The 21,212-nt window shown below is 64.1% G+C and carries 17 protein-coding genes and 1 pseudogene; 11 read left to right on the forward strand and 7 right to left on the reverse strand.

Annotation, left to right across the window (positions count from 1 at the left end):
- Positions 1 to 2: 2 nt before the first annotated feature.
- The gene (locus ACFRJ8_RS08695; protein WP_377985709.1) at positions 3 to 1,424 is read right to left on the reverse strand and encodes an MFS transporter; all 1,422 of its coding nucleotides are present in this window, start codon (positions 1,422 to 1,424) and stop codon (positions 3 to 5) included.
- A gap of 188 nt (positions 1,425 to 1,612) precedes the next feature.
- On the opposite strand from ACFRJ8_RS08695, the gene ACFRJ8_RS08700 reads away from it, so the two are divergent.
- Positions 1,613 to 2,389, forward strand: a complete 777-nt coding sequence (locus tag ACFRJ8_RS08700; RefSeq protein ID WP_377985710.1) for an IclR family transcriptional regulator — start codon at positions 1,613 to 1,615, stop codon at positions 2,387 to 2,389.
- 219 nt (positions 2,390 to 2,608) lie between these two features.
- Here the strand turns inward: ACFRJ8_RS08700 and ACFRJ8_RS08705 are convergent, their stop codons facing one another.
- Positions 2,609 to 3,388 carry an SDR family NAD(P)-dependent oxidoreductase gene (locus tag ACFRJ8_RS08705; protein WP_377985929.1) on the reverse strand — a complete coding sequence of 260 codons (780 nt, stop codon included), beginning with the start codon at positions 3,386 to 3,388 and terminating at the stop codon, positions 2,609 to 2,611.
- 83 nt (positions 3,389 to 3,471) lie between these two features.
- Between ACFRJ8_RS08705 and ACFRJ8_RS08710 the strand changes: the two genes are divergently transcribed.
- The 5 genes and pseudogenes from ACFRJ8_RS08710 to ACFRJ8_RS08730 all read left to right on the forward strand — a co-directional run bounded on the left by ACFRJ8_RS08710 (position 3,472) and on the right by ACFRJ8_RS08730 (position 9,196).
- On the forward strand, positions 3,472 to 4,077 hold the full coding sequence (locus tag ACFRJ8_RS08710) for a TetR family transcriptional regulator (protein ID WP_377985711.1): 606 nt from the start codon (positions 3,472 to 3,474) through the stop codon (positions 4,075 to 4,077).
- Positions 4,078 to 4,441: 364 nt separating this feature from the next.
- Entirely contained in the window at positions 4,442 to 6,226 is a 1,785-nt protein-coding gene (locus ACFRJ8_RS08715) for an SIR2 family protein (protein ID WP_377985712.1), read from the forward strand.
- Between the two features lie 52 nt (positions 6,227 to 6,278).
- Positions 6,279 to 6,762: pseudogene (locus ACFRJ8_RS08720) on the forward strand (recombinase family protein); the annotation flags it as partial.
- 119 nt (positions 6,763 to 6,881) lie between these two features.
- Complete coding sequence (locus tag ACFRJ8_RS08725; protein ID WP_377985713.1) at positions 6,882 to 7,208, forward strand: hypothetical protein; 327 nt, start codon at positions 6,882 to 6,884, stop codon at positions 7,206 to 7,208.
- Between the two features lie 995 nt (positions 7,209 to 8,203).
- Positions 8,204 to 9,196 (forward strand): DUF3644 domain-containing protein, encoded by a 993-nt coding sequence (locus ACFRJ8_RS08730; protein ID WP_377985930.1) that lies wholly within the window; start codon positions 8,204 to 8,206, stop codon positions 9,194 to 9,196.
- Here the strand turns inward: ACFRJ8_RS08730 and ACFRJ8_RS08735 are convergent.
- From ACFRJ8_RS08735 to ACFRJ8_RS08750, 4 genes are all read right to left on the reverse strand, one after another.
- Positions 9,117 to 9,506 carry a hypothetical protein gene (locus ACFRJ8_RS08735; protein WP_377985714.1) on the reverse strand — a complete coding sequence of 130 codons (390 nt, stop codon included), beginning with the start codon at positions 9,504 to 9,506 and terminating at the stop codon, positions 9,117 to 9,119. The two genes, ACFRJ8_RS08730 and ACFRJ8_RS08735, sit on opposite strands and share 80 nt — an antisense overlap.
- 99 nt (positions 9,507 to 9,605) lie before the next feature.
- The gene (locus ACFRJ8_RS08740) at positions 9,606 to 10,706 is read right to left on the reverse strand and encodes a TIR domain-containing protein (RefSeq protein ID WP_377985715.1); all 1,101 of its coding nucleotides are present in this window, start codon (positions 10,704 to 10,706) and stop codon (positions 9,606 to 9,608) included.
- Positions 10,707 to 11,234: 528 nt separating this feature from the next.
- Complete coding sequence (locus ACFRJ8_RS08745; protein ID WP_377985716.1) at positions 11,235 to 13,256, reverse strand: ABC transporter ATP-binding protein; 2,022 nt, start codon at positions 13,254 to 13,256, stop codon at positions 11,235 to 11,237.
- Entirely contained in the window at positions 13,253 to 14,992 is a 1,740-nt protein-coding gene (locus ACFRJ8_RS08750) for an ABC transporter ATP-binding protein (protein ID WP_377985717.1), read from the reverse strand. The genes ACFRJ8_RS08745 and ACFRJ8_RS08750 overlap by 4 nt, the downstream gene beginning before the upstream one ends.
- Before the next feature lie 416 nt (positions 14,993 to 15,408).
- Here ACFRJ8_RS08750 and ACFRJ8_RS08755 point away from each other — a divergent pair, with 416 nt between their 5' ends.
- Both ACFRJ8_RS08755 and ACFRJ8_RS08760 read left to right on the forward strand, forming a co-directional pair.
- The gene (locus tag ACFRJ8_RS08755) at positions 15,409 to 15,825 is read left to right on the forward strand and encodes a hypothetical protein (protein WP_377985718.1); all 417 of its coding nucleotides are present in this window, start codon (positions 15,409 to 15,411) and stop codon (positions 15,823 to 15,825) included.
- Positions 15,826 to 16,014: 189 nt separating this feature from the next.
- Positions 16,015 to 16,395, forward strand: coding sequence for a VOC family protein (locus tag ACFRJ8_RS08760; protein ID WP_377985719.1), 381 nt, complete (start codon positions 16,015 to 16,017; stop codon positions 16,393 to 16,395).
- A gap of 68 nt (positions 16,396 to 16,463) precedes the next feature.
- Here the strand turns inward: ACFRJ8_RS08760 and ACFRJ8_RS08765 are convergent, their stop codons facing one another.
- Complete coding sequence (locus ACFRJ8_RS08765; protein ID WP_377985720.1) at positions 16,464 to 17,384, reverse strand: 2-hydroxyacid dehydrogenase; 921 nt, start codon at positions 17,382 to 17,384, stop codon at positions 16,464 to 16,466.
- Between the two features lie 134 nt (positions 17,385 to 17,518).
- Between ACFRJ8_RS08765 and ACFRJ8_RS08770 the strand changes: the two genes are divergently transcribed.
- The 3 genes from ACFRJ8_RS08770 to ACFRJ8_RS08780 all read left to right on the forward strand — a co-directional run bounded on the left by ACFRJ8_RS08770 (position 17,519) and on the right by ACFRJ8_RS08780 (position 21,178).
- Positions 17,519 to 18,439 carry a serine hydrolase gene (locus ACFRJ8_RS08770; RefSeq protein ID WP_377985721.1) on the forward strand — a complete coding sequence of 307 codons (921 nt, stop codon included), beginning with the start codon at positions 17,519 to 17,521 and terminating at the stop codon, positions 18,437 to 18,439.
- 485 nt (positions 18,440 to 18,924) lie between these two features.
- Complete coding sequence (locus tag ACFRJ8_RS08775; protein WP_377985722.1) at positions 18,925 to 19,590, forward strand: response regulator transcription factor; 666 nt, start codon at positions 18,925 to 18,927, stop codon at positions 19,588 to 19,590.
- A gap of 46 nt (positions 19,591 to 19,636) precedes the next feature.
- The gene (locus tag ACFRJ8_RS08780) at positions 19,637 to 21,178 is read left to right on the forward strand and encodes an ATP-binding protein (RefSeq protein WP_377985723.1); all 1,542 of its coding nucleotides are present in this window, start codon (positions 19,637 to 19,639) and stop codon (positions 21,176 to 21,178) included.
- The last annotated feature ends 34 nt before the right edge of the window (positions 21,179 to 21,212 follow it).

The following is a 21,212-nucleotide window of genomic DNA, read 5'->3' on the forward strand; positions in this document are numbered from 1 at the left end:
GATCACGGTGCCTCTCCGGCGGCGGAGCCGACCAGCCCGGTGGCGGCGGGCGCCGTCGTCGTCGCTTCCTCAGCGGGAACGTAGCGACCGAAGCGGTGCTGGCCACCCTCAAGGGTCTTCCCGTCGTTCATCAGCACCAGGTTGATCAGCGCGGCGACGATGATCACGATCCAGGCAACGGTGATGGAGACGGTGCTGCCGCCGCTGATGCTCATCAACCAGGAGGCCAGGAACGGTGCAGGAGCGGCGAAGATCAGGTTGGAACCGGTGAGCGCGAGCGCGGAGCCCGTGTACCGCATGTGGGTGGGGAAGGCCTCGGCGAAGAGCGCACCCTGGCCGGCGTTTCCGAACTGCGCGGTCACCAGGGAGAACGCCACCATGCCCAGCGTCAGCGGGAAGCTGCCCAGGTTCACCACCGGGAAGAACAGGACGGCGGCGAGCAGGGTGCCTGCCGATCCGATCGTCAGGATCCGACGGCGGCCGTAGACGTCCGCGAGCCGGCCACCCCACCAGATCGCGATCACGGAGAGGAAGTTGGAGATCATGATGATGGTGAACGTCTGGCTCTGCGAGAAGCCGTGGGTGGTGAGGTAGCTGATGCCGAACACGGAGACGATGTAGAAGGTCACGACGATCGGGGCGAAGGCCAGGATGAGCCGCAGGATGGTGACGCCGTGGGTCTTGATCACGGTGGCAGGGTTGGTGGGTTCCTGGGCGATCTCCTGCATGCCTTCCTTGAACACCGGCGTCTCTTCAACCTTGAGCCGGATGTAGATGCCCACGGCCACCAGCAGGATGCTCAGCAGGAACGGCACGCGCCAGCCCCAGGAGAGGAACGCTTCCGGGCTCAGCACACCGGAAAGGACGGCCAGCATCAGGTTGGCGGCCACCTGGCTGATGGGCGAACCCATTGCCATGAGCCCACCGTAGAAGGCGCGGCGGTCCGCGGGTGCGTGCTCCATGGTCATCAGCTGGGCTCCCGTGGCCTCGCCGCCGAGGGCGATGCCCTGGACGAAGCGCATGAGAACCAGCAGGGCCGGGGCGGCGATGCCGATCGCCGACTGCGGGGGAAGCAGTCCGATGACCATGGACGCGACGCCCATCGTGATGAAGGTAGTGAGCAGGATCTTGCGGCGTCCCAGGCGGTCTCCCAGATGGCCGAACACGATTCCGCCGAGCGGGCGGGCGATGAAACCGACGCCGAAGGTTGCGAAGGACGCAAGCAGCGCGATGGCGGGATTCATGTCGTTGAAGAACAGCTTGGGGAAGACAGTTGCGGCCATGGCGCCGTAGACGGCGAAGTCGAACCATTCGAGGGCGGACCCGAAGGTACCGCTGAGGACGGCACGCTTGGCCTGTCGGGAGGCGGGCATTGCGGGCTTGAGCGAGCGTTTTAGGGCTCGTGACGGCTGGGACAGACTCATCAAGACTCCTTCGTCGGGTGAGCAGTGCGGCGCCTGTGGCGCCTTTAGTGAGGGGGCATTCAGTTGGGGAGTTACAGCTGGGGTGCGAACGACGCGCGGCCCGGCTTTTGCGGGTTTCGCTGCGTAGGTTGTGATGTGAGGCTAGCCAGCTCTATGCGTCGGGCGCAATGGTTGCTATCGTAAATTGCGTGATACGCAAAGATGAAGGGCCGCGGGTTGAATCCGTCCACCGGGCACTGGTGCTGCTCAAGCACATGGCGGAGCAGGGTTCAATTAGCGTGACCGAGGCTTCCAGCATGCTTGAGGTCAATCCGTCGACGGCCCAGCGCCTGCTGATGACGCTGGTGGGAGACGGCTTTGCCGAGCAGGCCGCCCAGCGGCGGTATGTCCCGGGCCCCGAGTGTCGGCGGGCGGCCACTGGCAACGCCCCGCCGCCGCTGCGCGTGCACGTGCGCCCGTACCTGGAGCGGCTCTTCGCCCGGGTGGGCGAGACGAGCCACCTTGCAACGCTGATCGGCACGGACATCCACCACCTGGACGGCATCGAGGCAACCACCCACGCTCTGCGCTTTGGCCTCCGCACGGGCGTGGTTTTGCCAGCCCACGTGACCTCTGCAGGCAAGGCAATGCTGGCGGACCTGCCCCGGGAGGACATCGAAAGGCGCTACCGCGTCCTCGACGACTCGGCGGCTGCGGTCAACGCCGGCATCGATTTCCCCAAGCTGTACCGGGACGTGGACCAGACGCGCCGGCAGCAGATCGGGATGAACTTCGAAGAGAGCGAGGAGGGCGTGGCGGCCATGGCCGTATCCCTGGGCCTAGTAGATGGCCAACACGCGGCTTTGAGCATCGCCATGCCAATCGGCCGTTTCGCCCGCCAGGACGCCAAACGTCTGTCCGCCCAACTGCTGGAAACGGCCGCTGAATTCAAGAAGCAGGAGCTGGAGGGCGTGAGCCTGGGTTAGACGGGGCTTCTGGCCTGCATCCAGGGCATCCTGCACGTCAACGAAGTCCAGCATGCCTTCCGCCGTCCGGCCGAGACTGCCCGACTCCCCTGAACATGTCGATCGGCACATACCGGACGGCCAACGCCCGGATGCCGGACCATACCCGCAGAGTACGCAGAGCAAGCGGACGACGGCGGGACTTCCCGCCGTCGTCCGCTTGCGCTTAGTGCCGCTCCCCTACAGCGCCGACCAGCCGCCGTCGGAGGCGAGGATGGCGCCGTTGACGTTGGTGCCGTCGTCGCTGAGCAGGAAGGTGATGGAGGCGGCGAGCTGCGCGGCCGTAGCGGGCGTGGGGACGGTGGCCTGCATCAGCGGGCCGAGGCGTTCGGCCGCGAGCTGGGATCCCCAGGTGGCCACGATGTTGGTGATGGTGGGGCCGGGGGCCACGGCGTTGAAGCGCAGGCCCTTGGGCCCGTACATCACGGCCGAGTTCTTGGTCAGGCCGACGACGGCGTGCTTGGACGCGGTGTAGGCGGCGCCGGCGGCGGACCCGCGGAGGCCCGCCTCGGAGGCGACGTTGACCACGGAGCCGGTACCGGCGCCCAGCATCAGCGGCACCACGGCGCGGGTGAGGCGCATGAGGGCGGTGACGTTGATCCGGAAGACGCGGTCCCAGAGGTCATCGTCCACCTCGTGGATCGGGGCGAAGTTGTCCATGATGCCGGCGACGTTCGCCAGGGCGTCGATCCGTCCGCCGGCGGCGGCGACGACGGCGGCCACGGTTTCCTCGGTGGAGATGTCGCCGGCCACGGGGACCAGGTCCAGTCCGGCGTTCTCGGCCACCAGGTCGTCCAGGCGTTCCTTGCTGATGTCGGCGGCGATGACGCGGCCGCCTTCCCTGGCGATGCGCAAGGCGGTGGCCTGGCCGATGCCGGAGGCTGCGCCGGTGACGATGACGGTCTTGCCGGCGAATCGGCCGGTGGTGGCGGCTTCCTGCCATGTAGCTTCGTAGCCCATGATGTCCTTCCAGACGTTGCTGACGGTGATGCGGTCCACCTTATGACACTCTGTGTCATTATGGAAGGGTGAATACTGGTGGGATGCCTTCGGATGCTTTGAAGACCGCTGTTCCGCGCTCCACCGGGCGCCCGGCGACGATTGATCCCGACGCCGTGGCCGCCATCGCGCTGCGGCTGTTCGCCGAGCGCGGCTACGAGCAGACCTCCATGGAGGACATCGCACGCGCGGCCGGGATCGGGCGCAAGAGCCTGTACCGCTACTTCGCCAGCAAGGCCGAACTCGTCTGGGGCGGCATGGAGCCCGTGATCGAGGCCTCCGGCCGGGTACTGGAGTCAGCCCGCGCTGCCGGCGGTTCCGACGGCGATATCCTGGCGGGGCTGCGCGAGGCGGCCGTCGCCGGGGTTGCTGTCCTGCCGGACCTCGCGGTCACACGCGGCCGGCTGCGGCTCATTGCCGAATACCCCGAGCTGGCCAGCCGGAGCTACGCGGCGCTGGCGCCGCAGCGCGAGCGGGCCCGGGCGTACCTGGTCTGGGCTGGAGTCCGCGAGGACCTTGCAGGATATCTGTGTGCCGCGTTAATCGGCGCGACGTTCGAGGCCTGGATGCAGTGGGCCGCCGGGGCGGATCCGGATCCGGTGCCGTATTTGGTGGCAGCCGTTGGAGTGTTGCGGGTGCCGGAGGGTTAGAGACGGCGCGTGTGGCAACGCGTCGACAAGGGTAGGTATCCCTGACGTCCAGCAAGGGCCGATATCGGACGTTACGTCAAGTAGTACCCTGCATATCTCATCAGATGAATCAATCCTCCCCACTCCCCAGCAAGGACGCACCCCAAGGCTCCCGGCCCACAGGCAGCGTGCCCAAGCGATTCAATACCCAGCGGAACATGATGGTTGCTCCGCAGCCTGCGCCAGCATCTTGGTTGTCCACTCGACTCTAAAACGCCTCCAGGCAAGCCTGCGCGGCATCGGCATCTGATCACAGCCGTTACCTTCTACAAACAAGGCACTCGTCGGGGAAGTCTGCCCGGAAGCATTGACCTATTGTGGCGGTATGACTGCGCGCACTATCGATCCCCGAATTGGCCTTGCATTGTCCCTGCAAGCCCAGCCAGGCGTTTATGCCCTCCTTATCGGTTCTGGAACATCCACGGGTGCAGGAATCCCCACAGGCTGGGGCGTCATCAAGGATCTTGTGCGGCAGGCAGCAGCCGCCGCGGGAACTCCACTGAGCGCTGACGCCGGCGATGGGGAAATAGGTGAATGGTGGCTCAAGCATGGAGACGGGAATGAGCTCGGCTACTCGGGGCTCCTCGAATCGCTGGGGCGAACGCCAGCCGCACGCAGTGCGCTCCTGCACGGCTATTTTGAACCCACGGATGAAGACCGGGCTGACAATCGCAAGGTGCCAGGCCGGGCGCACCACGCAATCGCTGGCCTTGTCCGCCGAGGTGCCATCCGTGTCATCTTGACAACCAATTTCGATAGCCTCATTGAGCAGGCCCTCGATCAAGCATCTGTTCCTTACCAGGTGCTGTCCACCGAAAGCGCGATCAAGGCACGAAAACCGCTCCACCATGCCGATTGCACCGTTATTAAGCTCCACGGCGATTACAGGTCGCTCGACCAAAAGAACACGCTAGCCGAGCTAACCGATTACGGGCCCGCCACCCACGAAATCCTTCACGAGGTCATGGAGAACTTTGGTCTGATCATCAACGGATGGTCAGCCGACTGGGACAAAGCCCTGGTGGAAGCGCTACACGGCCGGCATAGCCGCCGCTACCCCCTGTACTGGTCCACCTTGTATGGACTGGGGCCTGCGGCCGGCGCCCTGATCGAGCAACATGCGGCCGCCGTGATCAGCAACGTCACGGCGGATGACTTCTTCCCAAACCTACAACAACGCCTCGACTCTTTGGACGCCCTCGCTGCGCCACAGCTGTCAGAAGACATGGCCATCGCCCGGCTAAAAAGACTCCTGCCCCATAAGGAGTCCTACATCGAAATCCGAGAGCTCCTCGCGGCCGAAATTAGCCCCGTTGCCACGTACATCCGGGAGCGCGGAGGTATGGCTCCTCCCGGGGACTTTGCAACCGTCTTCGACAATGAATGCCTAACTCTCCGTAGTAGCTCTCAGACGCTTGTGCGTCTCATTGCTACCGGCGTAGCGCTTGATCGGGAGCGCATCCATGCCGATCTTTGGGTGTGGGCAGTTCAACAGCTGTTGAAGGCGCGTGTGCCGGTTTCTTCGTATACAGATGCCTGGTACAACCTCGCGCACTACCCAGCGCTCCTTACCCTCCGGGCCATAGCCATGATTGCTGTCACCGAAGACAGGGAGGACGTGTTTATCCGCGCGGCAACTGAGCCGAAGTGGAAAGACGCGTACTCCCAGCGCGATCCCGAACCCGCCTTCATAGCACTGCAAGACGAGATCGTTGTTGACTACAGCCTCGCAAGAGCAGCACCACGTTGGAACGGAACTTCTTGGATTTACCCTCAAAGCGAGCTGATCTCGGACGACATGCAAGAGCTGATCGGCCACCTGATTGGATCTGGCGACGACTACAAGAAGGCCTTTGGCCAGGCCGAATACCGCATGGCCATGGCCCACGCGTTCCTTACAATCGAACGCAGTACCCCCTCAGCCGGCAAGTATCTCCGTGCAGCCCGTTCAAGAGTTTCAGGAGATAAGAACGTCTGGCAAAGAGACTTCGAGCTGCACGGTGATCACCAAGCGTGGGGCTGGTCTCCCTCCTCGGTCGGAGAATCAGATCCATTCGCCACGAAGTTAGATGAACTGGGCACGGTCTTGGCAAGGCTGGAGCGCTGGTAGGGCCGCTGACCCCCAACGTGACGGGTCGGGCCTGCATGTCTTGACTTTCTTCCGGGACGGGGCCCGGCCGCAACTGGCCGAACTGCTGCGGTTCGGCTGCGAGGGGGACACCGTGGTTGTGCACAGCATGGACCGTTTCGCCCGGAACCTCGATGACTTACGTGCACTGGTCCAGGGCCTGACCAGTAAAGGCGTGCGGGTGGAGTTCGTCAAAGAGAGCCTGGTCTTCACCGGGGAGGACTCCCCCGTGGCCAACTATATGCTTTCCGTCATGGGCCTTCGAAGAATTCGAACGCTCCCTCATCAGGGAACGCCGGCGGGAAGGCATTGCCCTGGCCCGGCAGCGCGGCGCCTATAAAGGGCGGAAAAAGACTCTCACACCTGAACGGGCGGCAGCGCTGGTTCAGCGCGCCGGCAACGGTGTCCCGAAAGCGGTTCTTGCCTGTTACTACGGGATCAGCCGCGAGACGGTGTACCAGTATCTGCGCCACGCCAAGCTGGGTGAAGTACGCCCCTGGCGACACCGGAAGAACTAGCTTGACGGAATCTGCACTATCGGCGTTCTACGACCAGTTAGTAGAAGCAGATGAGAGGACCCATTTTGTCGTGTTTCCGGCGTTTCCCACATGAGAGCAGCGCCCTGTAAGAATGAGGCATGGAAAAACCGCTCCTGATGCTCGACAGCAACGTGTGGCGATACATAGTCGACGCCGACGCGGTGGAAACCGTTCGTCGCGCTGCCAAGTCCAAAGTGCAGCTTGTTGCCTGCCCAGCAATCGTGTTTGAAGCTTTACGAATCGATAACACTGCACTTCGCCGCAAGCTGGCGAAAGCGATGACCGAGGGCGCTTGGAAAAGGCTTATGCCTGAGGCCTTTATGGAAACGGAAGAACTTCATCAGGCTATCGCTAAGCTCAGACCTGAATGGCTCCAGCCGCACCCAGACATGCGCTTATGGCGGTTGCTAAAATCAGATTGGTAACACAATTGGTGGCGGCGCGTCCGCCATGATCCGGCGGGAGAGGCGGCTCGAATCCACGCGCTTGAAGACGGTGATCTGCAGGCAGGTTTCGCTGAAGCGCAAGCTAGTCGGAAAGAGGCCATGAACAACCGGGAGACCTTCGACGGATTTGGCCTCGATTACCAGGTCACGCTCCCGAAGCCCGTCGTTGGGACGGTCGTCCCTTCGACATGTGGCGAGGGGACGGCATGCTCATTTGGCGGCAAGAACTACTTCTTACACGGCGTTCTTCCACAGCCTATTACGAGTGGATTGAATCAAGATTGAAATTGGATCTAATCGCTTCTCAACAAGCCGAGTGGGTTTCATTCTGGACGCGAGAGGTGGATGTAACCGATGTACCCCGGCAATGGATTCGTTGCACACTTAACTACGCGCAGCGAATGCGACGGACGACGCGCGGAACACCTGTCGACAACCAGATTGGCGCCTACTTGACTGACTGCGATGTCTTTGGGACATCAGACAAAGCACTCGTTGAGTGTATCGACAGGATCCGGGTTGCCTCGCCCGTCCGATTAGCCTCGGCGCAGCTCCTACCCGCTGGCCCGAAGGCAATCCCTGCCCTGCTCGAGGTTATCAACGACCGCGTCGCTGGCTAGGTGGTAGAAAAGCAAAATCAGCAGTTGCTCGCCTGTTTCGTCGTTAGAAGGGACATTCGACGTCCTCATTTCCAAGCCGCGAGAATCAAAAAATAGCTAAAGCGGAAGACCCCACGTGCACGACCTTTATGGAAACCCTTCGGACGAGCGCCTTCACGCGGCGATTCCTGTGTTATCGCCAACCAATATTAGGCACAGTTCCACGAACTGGTCTCCCGAAAAATTCGTCTCGGCCGGGATTTAGATGGATTTAGGCTATGATAAATATTTCCGTAACTTTTCAACGGCCAGCGCATAGGTGCTCGCCAATGCCGAGTAACTACAGGAGGATTCTTGGCTACGCCGTACGTATCAATGAGGCGTTTGGTCGATAACTCTCTATCGGCGATTCTGGCAGCAGTTGAGGTTTACAACAAGCCCCGGATGACATACAGAGATGAGGTCACGGTGATGCTTGTGGTGAATGCTTGGGAGCTTGCACTGAAAGCCACCTTGAGGCAGGGCGGTAAGGCGATCTTTTACCCCAAGAAGCGCGGCGAACCGTATAGGTCAATCACGCTCGACGACTGCCTAGGACGGGTATCCGGACAGAATCTTTGGCCCGCTGGTATCGACGGCCCAGCCGTGGTGGCGAACGTAAAAGCCCTGACCGAATATCGAGATCGGGCCATTCACCTCTACAACGCCCAAGGATTGGGTGCGGTTATTTACCCATTCCTCCAGCAAAACGTGCTCAACTATCGTGACTTCATGCTGGCAAGATTCAAGAAAGATCTTGCCGATTCCATGACGTGGCAGCTCCTTCCGCTGGGGGCCACAGCTCCGGCCGACGTGGTGCGGTTCATGCGCACGGACAAGAACGCAACGATGGTTAGCGAAGTGCAGAATTTTATAGATACGCTCCGCAGCTACATGGATCAGGCCGAGGAGGCGGGTAGCGATCTGGCACGGGTCGCCACGGTCTATGACATAAACATGCAATCGGTAAAGAAGATGACCAGCGCTGACCTCGTGGTCGCGATTTCCCCCACTGCAGACGGTCAGGTCGTGGTGAAAAAGACCGACCCCAATCAAACCCACCCGTACACCATGAAAGAGCTGCTTAAGAAGGTGAACAAACGCCGTCCAGGTCGCGATCTAACCAGCTACGACTACCAGGTGATCTGTTGGAAAGAAAACCTTAAAAACAATGCGCAGTACGCCTGGAAGCACAGCAACGTAACAAGCCACGTGTGGTCCGGTGACGCCGTAAGTTACCTCGCGTCGCTTACGGATGACCACTACGACCAGCTACGCGCCGAGTATCAGCGGCACTCAAAGAACAGGCAGTCTGCTGCAAATTATTGAGGAAGCTCCTAGATAGTGAATGGTTCCTCGCGTCAACGGCGATGGGAGGGGCGACGGGCTCGCAGAGCGCCCTGACCTTCTCCAGCGCCTCGTAGAGGTCCTCGCGTTCCTGCTTGATGCGGTCCTCGAGCAGGCCTTCGACGTCCTCCTTCGCATAGCCGTCGAGGGCTTCCGAGGTGTAGTCGGTGATGGCCTTGTCCAGCGACTTGAACAAGTCGCGGTAGTCGATGACATAGCCATCGGTCTTGTCGTCGCGCCCCCGCTGGAGAGTCCACCACATCGTCAGGTTGGCGTACACCCCAACGGGCACTGAAGGTTGGGTAATTACCAGTCGTTGGCACTACTCCGCCGACGAGTCCTCAGCGAGACCCTGGCCCGGACGAGCTAAGTGACGCAAACAGTGATGCACCTACTTCTTTAGTTCGAATCCCGCCGCGTTAAGTTCTCCCCGGAGTTCCTTGCGCCACGTGGTCGTGTCATAAGTGATGTAGTTGACGCCGTTGATGTCAGAAGGCAGTTCCACGCCGTGGTGGATGACGGCGACCTTCGTGCGGCCCAGTCTGGCGTAGAAGTAGCCCAGTTCCAGGATGACGTTTTGGCGAGCTCGCGCCTGGAGCTCAGCCGAACCATTGCATTTCGCCCGGCCCTCATCGTCCGGTGTAAGCACAACGATGGCGTAGTCGGACTCTGCAGCGCGCCTCTCAAATTTCTCGATAATCGTGTCACCGCGACCAGCACTATCAGCGAGGATTTCAGGCATGATCCCCGTCAGGTCATTCACTTCGATTCTTACGTCATTGACTGTGGACGTGTCATGCCCGTGAACAATGAAGATGGTTTTGGGAGAAGTCGAATTCGGCACAGTAATATTTTCTCCGATCGGTATCGTCTTTGGAGCTAAGCTCGGTCGCGCAGGCTGCGGAGTCGGATGGGACGGCCGAGGAGTCGGCGCGTCCGATGAGTTCGAACCGCTGGTCGTATCCAGAGCAGCCCGTTCTCTCATGGCGTTGACTGAACGCTTCTGAAGAAGCTTTTCCTGAGCGCTCTCAATTCGCTCCATGACAAAGTCGTTGGCCTCGCCATTGCTGGAGCTAAAAAAGGATGTGCTTGAGTTGTCGAGTGCCGACTCCAGGAGGTTGCCTATGCCGCGAGCGTCGGCCTCAATTTTATCCAGGTGTTCCAACGCCCTCAGGTTGTCTACCGACCGGGATACCAGCCTCTCAAGAGAAGCCAATATTGGAGTGCGCAGCCAGAAGTTCGAGGCCGCAGCTGCGGGAAGGGCAGCGGCATCGCGCATGTAGTCCTTCATCAAAGGGGCGGCAAGGATCTGGATCCAAGATCGCAAATCGAGCCGATAGCCTTCCATGGCACGCCGGTCTTCCTCAGCGAGAGGGGCTAGCAGCTCGTCCAGATCTTCGTTTGCCGCCCTCACGACGCGCAAGCATCGCAAGTAAGTATCGAATAGCCGTTCGCCTGAGCTGTTCATCTTTGGAGTCTGGACGTCAGTCATGGGGCTTCTCCCGGGAATGTTTGCCACGCTAGCGGATTGCTAGGTGTTCAGGGCAGACGCCGCGTTTCTCAGAAACGCGGCGTCTGCCCTGAGCAATACCTTCTGAGGAACATCCGGCTTGCAGTTCGAGCATAGGACACAGAAGACCATCGACATGTCAGTCTTTGATCTCACCGGCGGGCCGTCAGTCCAAAGACCAGGGTGGACAGATACGCGTCCTGTAGACCCAGCTTCCCTGGAGGGTGCGGTTGAACCGTTTGGCCTTCCCCACACCGACATGTGGTGGGCCGTGCAGACGACTTTGAAAAACGATAGCAAAACCGCCATTCAAGCTGCGACTTAACCGCCATGCCGTAACAGTCACAGCCCTGATTCACCTTTTCTTGACACGACCCCAAGAAGCTCTTAGATCTCAACCTGACAATACAGATACTCACCAGCACCGGTGGGGATCTGACTCGGTCTGCTGATCATTCCCCAAAAGGTGGAGTCAGTGCGTATGTCAGTCGGACCGGCCTCGCGGACTGCCTAGACCTCCGCCACCGGGGCCGCAAACTGCGCGGCGTACAGCGCCGCGTACGCCCCGCCCGCCGCCAACAGGGAAGTGTGCGTCCCCTGCTCCACGATCTGCCCGGATTCCATCACCAGGATGAGGTCGGCGTCGCGGATGGTGGACAGCCGGTGGGCAATCACAAACGAAGTCCGGTCGGACCGCAAAGCGCTCATCGCTTTCTGCACCAGCACCTCGGTGCGGGTGTCCACCGAGCTCGTCGCCTCGTCCAGAATCAGCACGGACGGCCGGGCCAGGAACGCCCGAGCGATGGTGAGCAGCTGCTTCTCGCCGGCGGAGACATTGGAGCCCTCGTCCTCGAGCACGGTGTCGTAGCCGTCCGGCAGGGACCGAACAAACCGGTCCACGTAGGTCGCCCGGGCCGCCTCCAGAATGTCCGCTTCGGAAGCAGAAGGCCGGCCATAGGCGATGTTGTCCCGGATGCTCCCGCCGAACAGCCAGGTGTCCTGCAGCACCATGCCCATCCGCGAGCGCAGCTCGTTGCGGGTCATCGCGGTGACGTCCACGCCGTCGAGCGTGATCCGCCCGGCGTCGAGCTCGTAGAAGCGCATCATCAGGTTCACCAGGGTGGTCTTGCCCGCGCCGGTGTGCCCCACAATGGCGACCGTCTGGCCCGGCTCGGCCACAAGATTGAGCGAAGTGATGAGCGGCTTGTCCGGGGAGTAGGAGAAGGAGACTTCCTCGAACACCAGCCGCCCCCGCCCGCCGTCGGGAGAAACAGAAGGAGACGGATCCGGGCCCTGTTCCTCGGTGTCCAGGAGCTCAAAGACCCGCTCGGCTGAGGCCACGCCGGACTGCAGCAGGTTCGCCATGGAGCCCAGCTGGGCCAGCGGCTGGGTGAACTGCCGGGAATACTGGATGAACGCCTGCACGTCGCCCAGCTGCATCGCCCCGGAGGCCACTTGCAGACCGCCCACCACGGCGATCCCCACGTAGACCAGGTTCCCGATGAACGTCATGGCCGGCATGATCAGCCCGGAAATGAACTGCGCGCCGAAGCTCGCCTGGTACAGCTCCACGTTCTTCTGCCGGAACCGCTCCTCCACCTCGCGCTGCCGGCCGAACACCTTCACCAGCGCGTGCCCGGTGTACGTCTCCTCGATCTGCCCGTTGAGTTCGCCGGTGTGCTTCCACTGCGCGACGAACAGCTTCTGCGAGCGCTTGGCGATCATCGCCGTCGTCACCAGGGTCAGCGGAATGGTCACCAGCGCAATCAGCGCCAGCGTGGGCGAGAGCAGGAGCATCATCACCAGCACCCCCACCACGGTCAGCAGCGAGGTCACGGCCTGGCTGATGGACTGCTGCAGGCTCTGGGAGACGTTGTCGACGTCGTTGGTCACCCGGCTGAGCACCTCGCCGCGCTGCACGGAATCGAAGTAGCGCAGCGGCAGCGCGTTGATCTTCGCCTCGATCCGTTCACGCAGCCGGAAGACCGTGCGCTGCACGACGCCATTGAGGATGTACGCCTGCAGCCAGCCGAACGCCGAGGCCAGCACGTACAGGGCAACCGCCCACAGCAGCACGGTGGCCAGCGCGGTGAAGTCGATCCCGGTGCCGGGCGTGAGCGTCATGGCGCTGAGCATGTCCGCCTGCTGGGTCTGTCCCGCGGCGCGCATCTGGGCGATCACCTGGGCCTGGGTCTCCCCGGGCGGCAGCTGCTTGGACACGACGCCGGCGAAGATCAGGTTGGTGCCCTCGCCGAGGAGCCGGGGACCGATCACCGAGAACGTCACGCTCACGACGGCGAGCAGCAAGACCAGCACCAGCCACAGCCGCTCGGGACGCAGCTCCCCCAGCAGCCGCCGGGCGGACGGCCCGAAGTTCATCGCCTTCTCCGCCGGAATGTTCATCCCGGCAAACGGTCCCCCGCGGCCGGGTCCGCCCGCCGGGCGGGGAATCCGCAGCGGCGCCTGTGCGGCGGCAGGCGCGCCGGAAGCGGCGGTGGGGGCCGGCGTCGGCGCCTTGTCGGTGCGGCTCATGCTGCCTCCTCCGCCGCGAGCTGGGAGTTCACAATCTCCTGGTACGTCTCGGATGTTTCCAGCAGCTCGGCGTGCGTGCCGTGGGCGACGATCCTGCCGCGGTCCAGCACCAGGATCTGGTCCGCGTCCACAATGCTGGAGACCCGCTGGGCGATGATCACCATAGTGGCGCCGGCGGTGTGCTGCTTGAGCGCCTGCCGCAGCCGGGCGTCCGTGGCGGTGTCCAGTGAGGAGAAGGAGTCGTCAAAGATGTAGAGCTCGGGCCGTTTCACGAGTGCCCGGGCGATCGCGAGCCGCTGCCGCTGGCCGCCGGAGACGTTGGTGCCGCCCTGCGAGATCGGCGCATCCAGCCCGCCTTCGAGCTCCTCCACGAAGTCCTGCGCCTGCGCAATGGCCAGCGCCCGCCAGATCTCTTCCTCGGTGGCGTCCGGTTTACCGTAGAGCAGGTTGCTGCGCACCGTGCCGGAAAACAGGAAGGGCTTCTGCGGAACCAGGCCGATGTGCCCCCACAGCAGGTCCGGGTGGAGCTCGCGCACGTCCACGCCGTCGATCCGCACCGAGCCGGACGTCGCGTCGAACAGCCGCGGCATCAGGTTCACCAGGGTGGTCTTGCCGGAGCCGGTGGCCCCGATGATCGCCGTCGTCTGCCCCGCCCGGGCGGTGAAGCTCACGTCCGAGAGCACCGGCTGCTCGGCGCCCGGGTAGGCGAATCCGACGTCGCGCATCTGAAGCTCACCCCGGCCGGTGCGGCCGGCAAAGCTGACCGGGTGCAGCGGTGGCCGGACGCTGGACTCGGTGCCGAGCACCTGGCTGATCCGGTCCGCCGAGACGGCCGCGCGGGGGATCATGATCGCCATGAACGTGGCCATCATGACGGACATCAGGATCTGCATGAGATAGCTCAGGAACGCAATCATGGTGCCCACCTGCATGGACCCGTCCTCAATCCGGAACGCGCCGAACCAGATCACGGCCGCGCTGGAGACGTTGAGCACCAGCATCACGGTGGGGAACGCGAGCGCCATGAGTCGGCCGGCGCGCAGCGCGGTGTCCGTGACGTCCTCGTTGGCGCGGGCAAAGCGGGCAGTCTCCACGTCCTCCCGGACGAAGGCCCGCACCACGCGGATGCCGGTGAGCTGTTCGCGCAGTACCCGGTTGACGGTGTCGATCCGGGCCTGCATGAGCCGGAACAGCGGCACCATCCGGAAAATGATCGAGCCCACCCCGATCAGGAGCACCGGCACGCTGACCGCGATCAGCCAGGACAGCTGCACGTCCTGCCGGATGGCCATGATCACCCCGCCGATGCAGAGCATGGGCGCCGTGACCATGAGCGTGGCGGACATCAGGACCAGCTGCTGGACCTGCTGGACATCGTTGGTGGAGCGGGTGATCAGACTGGGCGGGCCGAACCGGGTGACTTCCTGCTCGGAAAACTCGGCCACCCTGGTGAAGATGGACCCGCGGACGTCCCGGCCCAGCGCCATCGCGGCCTTCGCGCCGAAGTAGACGGCGGCGATTGTGCAGGCGACCTGCAGCAGGGTGACGCCGAGCATCAGGCCGCCGACGTGCAGAATGTAGTCGGTGTTTCCGGTCGCGACGCCCTGATCGATGATGTCCGCGTTCAGCGTGGGCAGGTACAGCGAGGCGATGGACGCCGCCAGCTGGAAGACGACGACGGCGAGCAGCAGCCGGCGCTGCGGCCGCAGGTACTCGACGAGCAGTTTCCAGAGCATCCGGTCTCCACTTCACGCGTCACGGACTGTTTCACACAGAACGATGTGGGGGTCAGTCTACGTCCGGCCGCCGGGAGCTAGCTGGGTTTCTCTCAGGGCGAATCGGGGGTGGGTCGCACGCATTCATCCCTGGTGCTCCAGGAGCTCAGGAAAGAATTTCCTTCCCGGGATGACCCTTCCGTGTCAGACTGAGCGGGATTTAGCGCTTCCACATCGAAAATCTTGGGGGACCCTTGTCAGAGCGCGCCAATTTCGAAGCAACCAGACCAGAAGGAGAGCCGGAAACCACGCGTCCGGCTCCGCAGTATGGGCAACTGGCACCCGCGGCCGGCATTCCGGTCGAAAACAATGCAGGTGGCTCCCCGCCGGCATCGCCCACCGGACGGGAGGATAGCGTCCGCGGTGCGGTTTTTTCCTTGGCCATCATCCCGATCGCTGTCATCGCGTGGTTGATCCTGTGGGACCTCGGCTGGATAGCGTCGATCGTTGCCTACATGGCCGCAGCCGGCGCGGCACGCCTCTACGTCCTCGGGACCGGTGGAACCATTAGCACCAAAGGCGCTTGGGTGGTGGTGGGCGTGACCGTCGTGACCTTGCTGCTGTCCTTCTGGGGAAGCCTGCTTATTGACGCGGCAAGGTATCTGGGCGGCGCCCCACCCCTCACTATGCTGGCGGACCCTCAGACCTGGGAGCTTTTGCTTTACAACCTGGGCACCAACCGCGAACTGGTGGACTCCTACGCAGGGGATTTTCTGCTCGCCCTGCTTCTCAGTGCCCTGGGCTGCTTCTTTACGCTCCGCCGACTGGTGGTGCAGAGCCGTCAACGCCCCTGAACGGCCAACGCTACTGAACTGTCAACGCTCCTGAACGCCGGCGGCCTGCGGTGTGGCCGTCTGGCTTAAGTCCTCGTCACGGCGAATCCGTGTCAGGTCCGCGGCCGGCCTGCGGCAGATATTCCGCAGCAGGCATATCTGTTGCCGGACTGGCTTGCCGGGCCGGTGGCCCCGGTGTAGTTTGGCCGGATGCTGAGCATTGGCTCGATCGTGATCCGGGTGGACAACCTGGAACGACAGATGGGTTTCTGGCAGGCCGCCCTGGGCTACGAGCCGAGGTACGCGCCCGACGGCGACTTTGTGATCCTGCAGCCGCCGGGCGGTAAAGGCACGTGCATCTCCCTGGACCGCGTCCCCGCGGCCGTCCAGATCCCCCCGCGCCTGCATCTGGACCTGTACACGGACCAGCAGGACGCCGACGTGCAGCGGCTCCTGGCCCTGGGCGCCACCCGGGTGGAATGGAGCAAGCGGCCGGCGGACGCCGACTACGTGATCCTTGCCGACCCGGAAGGCAACAGGTTCTGCGTGGTGGACACTGCCGGGACGGGCAATTCGCCCACACCCGAGTAGCGCCCGGGCTCTCGCCGCCCTACCCCCTGGCAGCCCGTGCCTCTCGTGGCTGTCCGGCCGTTCAATCTTTAGCCGCCCAGCACCACGTTGGCCGGGTCATCGCCGGCCAGCATGAGATCGATCTGGCGCTGCAGCAGCCGGCCCATCCGGGGGCGCATCGCCGTGCTCGCCCCGCCCACGTGCGGGCTGATGATGACACCCGGCGTCCGCCACAGCGGGTGGTCCTGCGGCAGGGGCTCGGGATCGGTGACGTCCAACGCCGCGCGGATCCGTCCGGAGGCGGTGTGCCGGACCAGAGCGTCGGTGTCCGCCACCGGCCCGCGGGCCACGTTCACCATCAGGGCGCCGTCCGGCATGGCCGCGAGGAACGCGTCATCAATCAGGTGCCGGGTGGCGTCGCTGAGCGGGACCCCCACCACCACGATGTCGTGCACGGGCAGCAGCGCCGGGAGCTCCGCAATGCCGTGGATCCGGCCGCGCTCAGCCGTGCGTTCCCGGCTGGCCACCCTGGTCACGCTGGTCTCGAACGGCAGGAGCCTGTCCTCGATGGCCTGGCCCACCCCGCCGTAGCCAACAATCAGGACGCGGCGGTCGGCCAGGCTGGCGGTGGGCCTGGCGTCCCACCGGCCTTCCTGCTGGTTCTGGATCAGGCGGGGCAACTCGCGCTGGCTGGCCAGGATCAGGGCGAGTGCCAGTTCCGCGGTGGAGGTCTCGTGCACGCCGGACGCGTTGGCGAAGACCCGTCCGGCCGGCAGGAACTCCGCCACGCCGTCGTATCCGATCGACTGGCTCTGCACCAGGGCCGTCTCCACGGATTCCAGGCTCTCCAGCACCTGGGGGCCACCCATGTAGGGCGGCACCACGATATCGATCCGGGGCTGGGGCGGCGCACCGGTGAGGTCCCACTCCAGGATGGTGACGTCCGGGTGCGGCTGAAGGTATTCGCGCAACGCGGCGTCCGGCAGGCTGACAGAAATTTTCCGGCTCATGGGTGCCAGCGTAGTGGACCCGGCTGCGGGGTTTTGCCCGACTTTGGCCGCTCCCCGCGCGCTGCGTGGACTTCGCCCCCGGCCGCGCCTAACGTCGGAGGCAGCACCCAGTCGAGTCCGGAAGGCCCACGCACATGACGAAACCGGGCCCCCGGCCGGCCGCTCCCGCCCACCACAGGAACACGGTCCTGGTCTGGGCCGTCGCCGCGCTGGTGCTGGCCGCCGTCGTGGTTCTCGGCGCTGTCCGCACCGTCGCGCCAACGGACCGTGCTTTCCTTACCAAAGACTTCCTGACCAGTGACTTCCTGACGGCCTCCCAGCAGGCGCCGAGCCCGTCCGCGGGCGCCCCGGCGCCCCCGCCAGCCGCCGTCGACCTCGCCGCCGGGATCCAGCGGATCATCGGCGAACACCCCGACCACAGGATCGGCGTCGCCGTAATGGACACCCGCGACGGTCAGCTGCAGAGCTACGGCGACGTGGCACCGTACACGGCGGCGAGCACCGCGAAGGTCCTGACCGCCGCCGCGTACTACCACCTCGTGGAAACCGGCGATAAGTCCCTCGACACTCCCCTGGGCGCGTTCAACGCCGCGTTCCAGCTCAAGGCCATGATCAACGCCAGCAACAACGACGCGTGGCTGCTGCTGATGCAGGATATCGGCTACCCCAACCTCACCGCCTACGCCGCCACGCTCGGCATCACCTACGACCCCGAGAAAAACCTCATCGCGCCGCCGGACATGGCGCGGCTCCTGACGCAGCTCGCCACGGGCAAGCTGCTCAACGCCGACCACACCGCGGAGCTGCTGGGCTACATGCAGCACACCAATGACGAGAACCTCATCCCGGCGGCGCTCGCCCCCGGCATCACGGTGCACCACAAGTACGGCGTGGTGCTGGGCTACGTCCACGACGCCGCGCTGCTCAGCGCCGGGGACCGCTCCTACGCGGTGGTCATCTACACGTGGGGCCCCAACGACGCCGACAGCGCCGCCCGTCTGGACCTCATCCACGACCTGACCCACCAGGTCACGGGCGCCCTGTTCGGGCAGTAATTCGGGCAGTGACACGGCAGTACTAGCTGCACCTTCGCGGGAGCTGTTAACAGTCTGAAAATCAACCGATCAAAAGTGGCGCCCGCTCCGTTACGGGGGCAGGATGAAAGAAGCGGGAATAGTCTCAGCCGCAACTGCCCGATGGAATCCCACGATGCTGGGCCGCCCTCTGGAGGAGCACCAGATGTCCATTCCTTCTGAACTGCGTACCTGCCGTCCCTCCGAAGCCGGGACCCCCGGTCCCCCACGGCCCGCCGCGCCGCCCTGACCGGAACGCGCCGCCCAAACCGCGGGCCCCGCACCATTGGGGCCCGGAACCGCCCGCACTCCGGGCAGATCGAGGCTGCTGGGGCCTCGGGTCTCCTCCCGACTCGTGAGTAGGAGACGCCGCAGTATTGGGGCAAGCCAGGATCCCGTGAATAAGGCCCGCGCCGACGCGCGGCCCAGAGGGAACTCCCGGATCCGGGCTTTTCCAGGGGGCCACCTTGATCCGCATCCTCATTGCAGAAGACGAAGAACGCATCTCCCGGTTCATCGAAAAGGGCCTGCGCGCGGCAGGCTACGCGCCCACCGTGGTGGCCGACGGCGTCACGGCTGTGGACTACGCCTCCAGCGGCGAATTCGATCTCCTGCTCCTCGACATCGGGCTCCCCCGCCTGGACGGTTACGCCGTCCTGGCGGCGCTGCGCCGCAGCCAGGTGGGCATCCCGGTCATCTTCCTCACGGCCCGCGGGTCGTCCACCGACACCGTCGCAGCGCTGGAGGGCGGCGCCGACGACTACATCGTCAAGCCGTTCCACTTCGAGGAACTTGTGGCCCGCATCCGGGCCCGGATCCGCAAGGGGGACACCGGCGATGTGCTGGCCGGAAGCGTCATGCGCTACGGGCCCCTGGAACTGAACCTGCTCACCCGCACGGTTAGCGTGGACGGCCGGGTGGTGGAGCTCTCCGCCCGCGAATTCGCCTTGGTGGAAATGTTCCTGCTCCACCCTGGCCAGGTTCTGAGCCGGCAGCAGCTGCTCAGCCACGTTTGGGGCTACGACTTCGACGGCACGTCCAACGTGGTGGACGTGTACGTGCGCCAGTTGCGGATGAAACTCGGCGCGGACCGCATCCTCACCACCAGGGGCGCCGGATACCGCCTCAGCTAGGCAGAGCCTCTCCGGGGCCAGCTGATCGTCGCAGGAAGGGAACAGAGTGGCCACCTTGGATGAACGTCCCAGCGGGGACGCCCAGGCCGGGCCGACGGCTGCCTCTCCTGAGTCGGAAACCCAGGACCCGTCCGGCTGGGGCGCCAAGATCCACTCGGTGCGTTTCCGGGTGGTGGCGGCCATGCTGGGTATGATGCTCGCCGGGCTCATCACCGCGGGGTTGGTGACGTTCGTGGTCCAGTTCCAGGAGTCCGATGCCCGGCTCGACCAGGCGCTTCAGGACAGGGCCAACGCCGTGGTCAAGCTCGTCCAGACCAAGAAGGAAACGTCCAAGGACTACGCCAACAGGACGTACATCAGCGCCCTTCACGAGGCCGCGGAAGATATCGAGCCGCGCAGCAATGAGGTCATGGCGGGGATCGTCGACGGGCGCGTGGCGTGGACCGTTGAGGGCAACGGGGACAACGCCCTCCTGAAGAACACCATGTTCGCCGACGCCGCCGGGCTCAGGAATCCGGCCGGCGTGTCCTTCGGCGAGCTGGACTCCGACGGCCGACCGCTCAGGACTGTGGTGCTGCCCATGAGGGGCGTCACCGGGACGTTCCTCCTGGTCGGTCGGGACGCGGGCGACCAGCGCGAGCACAATGCCAGCACGGTCCAGACGTATTCGTTGGTGGCCCTCGGCATGCTCTCAGCGGCCGCGGTGATCGGCGGCATGGTCGCCGGGCGGCTGCTCGATCCGCTCCGCCGTATGCGCGAGACTTCCAGGGCGGTGGGCCCGGAGGACCTCACGCAGCGGGTGGAGGTGCGCAAGGGTGAGAACGACGTCACCCTGCTCGCCAAGACGTTCAACACCATGCTGGAAAGGCTGGATGATGGCGCCCAGCAGCAGCAGCAGTTCCTGGACGACGCCGGCCATGAGCTGCGGACGCCGCTGACCATTCTCCGCGGGCACCTCGAACTCTTGACGGTGGATGATCCGGATGACGTCACAGCCACCCGGGACGTGCTGTTGGACGAGGTGGACCGGATGCAGCGCCTGGTGGACGACCTCCTGCTGCTCGCCAACTCCGGTGATCCCGGCTTCATCCGGCGCGAACCCGTCCGGATCCCAGAGCTCCTGGACCAGGTCATGGAGAAAGTGCACGTCTTGGCCGACCGCAACTGGCAGATCGATGAGAGGGCCGACTACGTGGTAGACGCGGACCCGCAGCGCCTCACCCAGGCCCTGGTCCAGCTCGCTGCAAACGCCGTCAAGTACACCGGCCCATCCTCCACGATCGCGCTCGGATCCCGGATTGAGCACCCGGCGGCGGACGACGGCACCTCGCTGCCCCCGCAGGACACTCTCCTGCTGTGGGTGCGCGATGACGGGATCGGCATCGCCGCCGAGGACCAGCAGCGGATTTTCGAACGGTTCGGCCGGGCGCACACGGGCCGCGGCGGGGAAGGCTCGGGGCTGGGCCTGGCAATCGTTGCGGCTATCGCCCAGGCGCACGGGGGCATGGCCACCGTGGAATCCGAATACGGCCACGGAGCCACGTTCCTGATCCGGATCCCCTTGCAGTCCGCCAGCGTCCGGGTCTGATCCGGCCAATTCTGAACGGGCCAATTCTGAACTG

It is taken from the genome of Arthrobacter sp. NPDC056886 (assembly GCF_042788715.1).
Classification (GTDB): domain Bacteria; phylum Actinomycetota; class Actinomycetes; order Actinomycetales; family Micrococcaceae; genus Arthrobacter.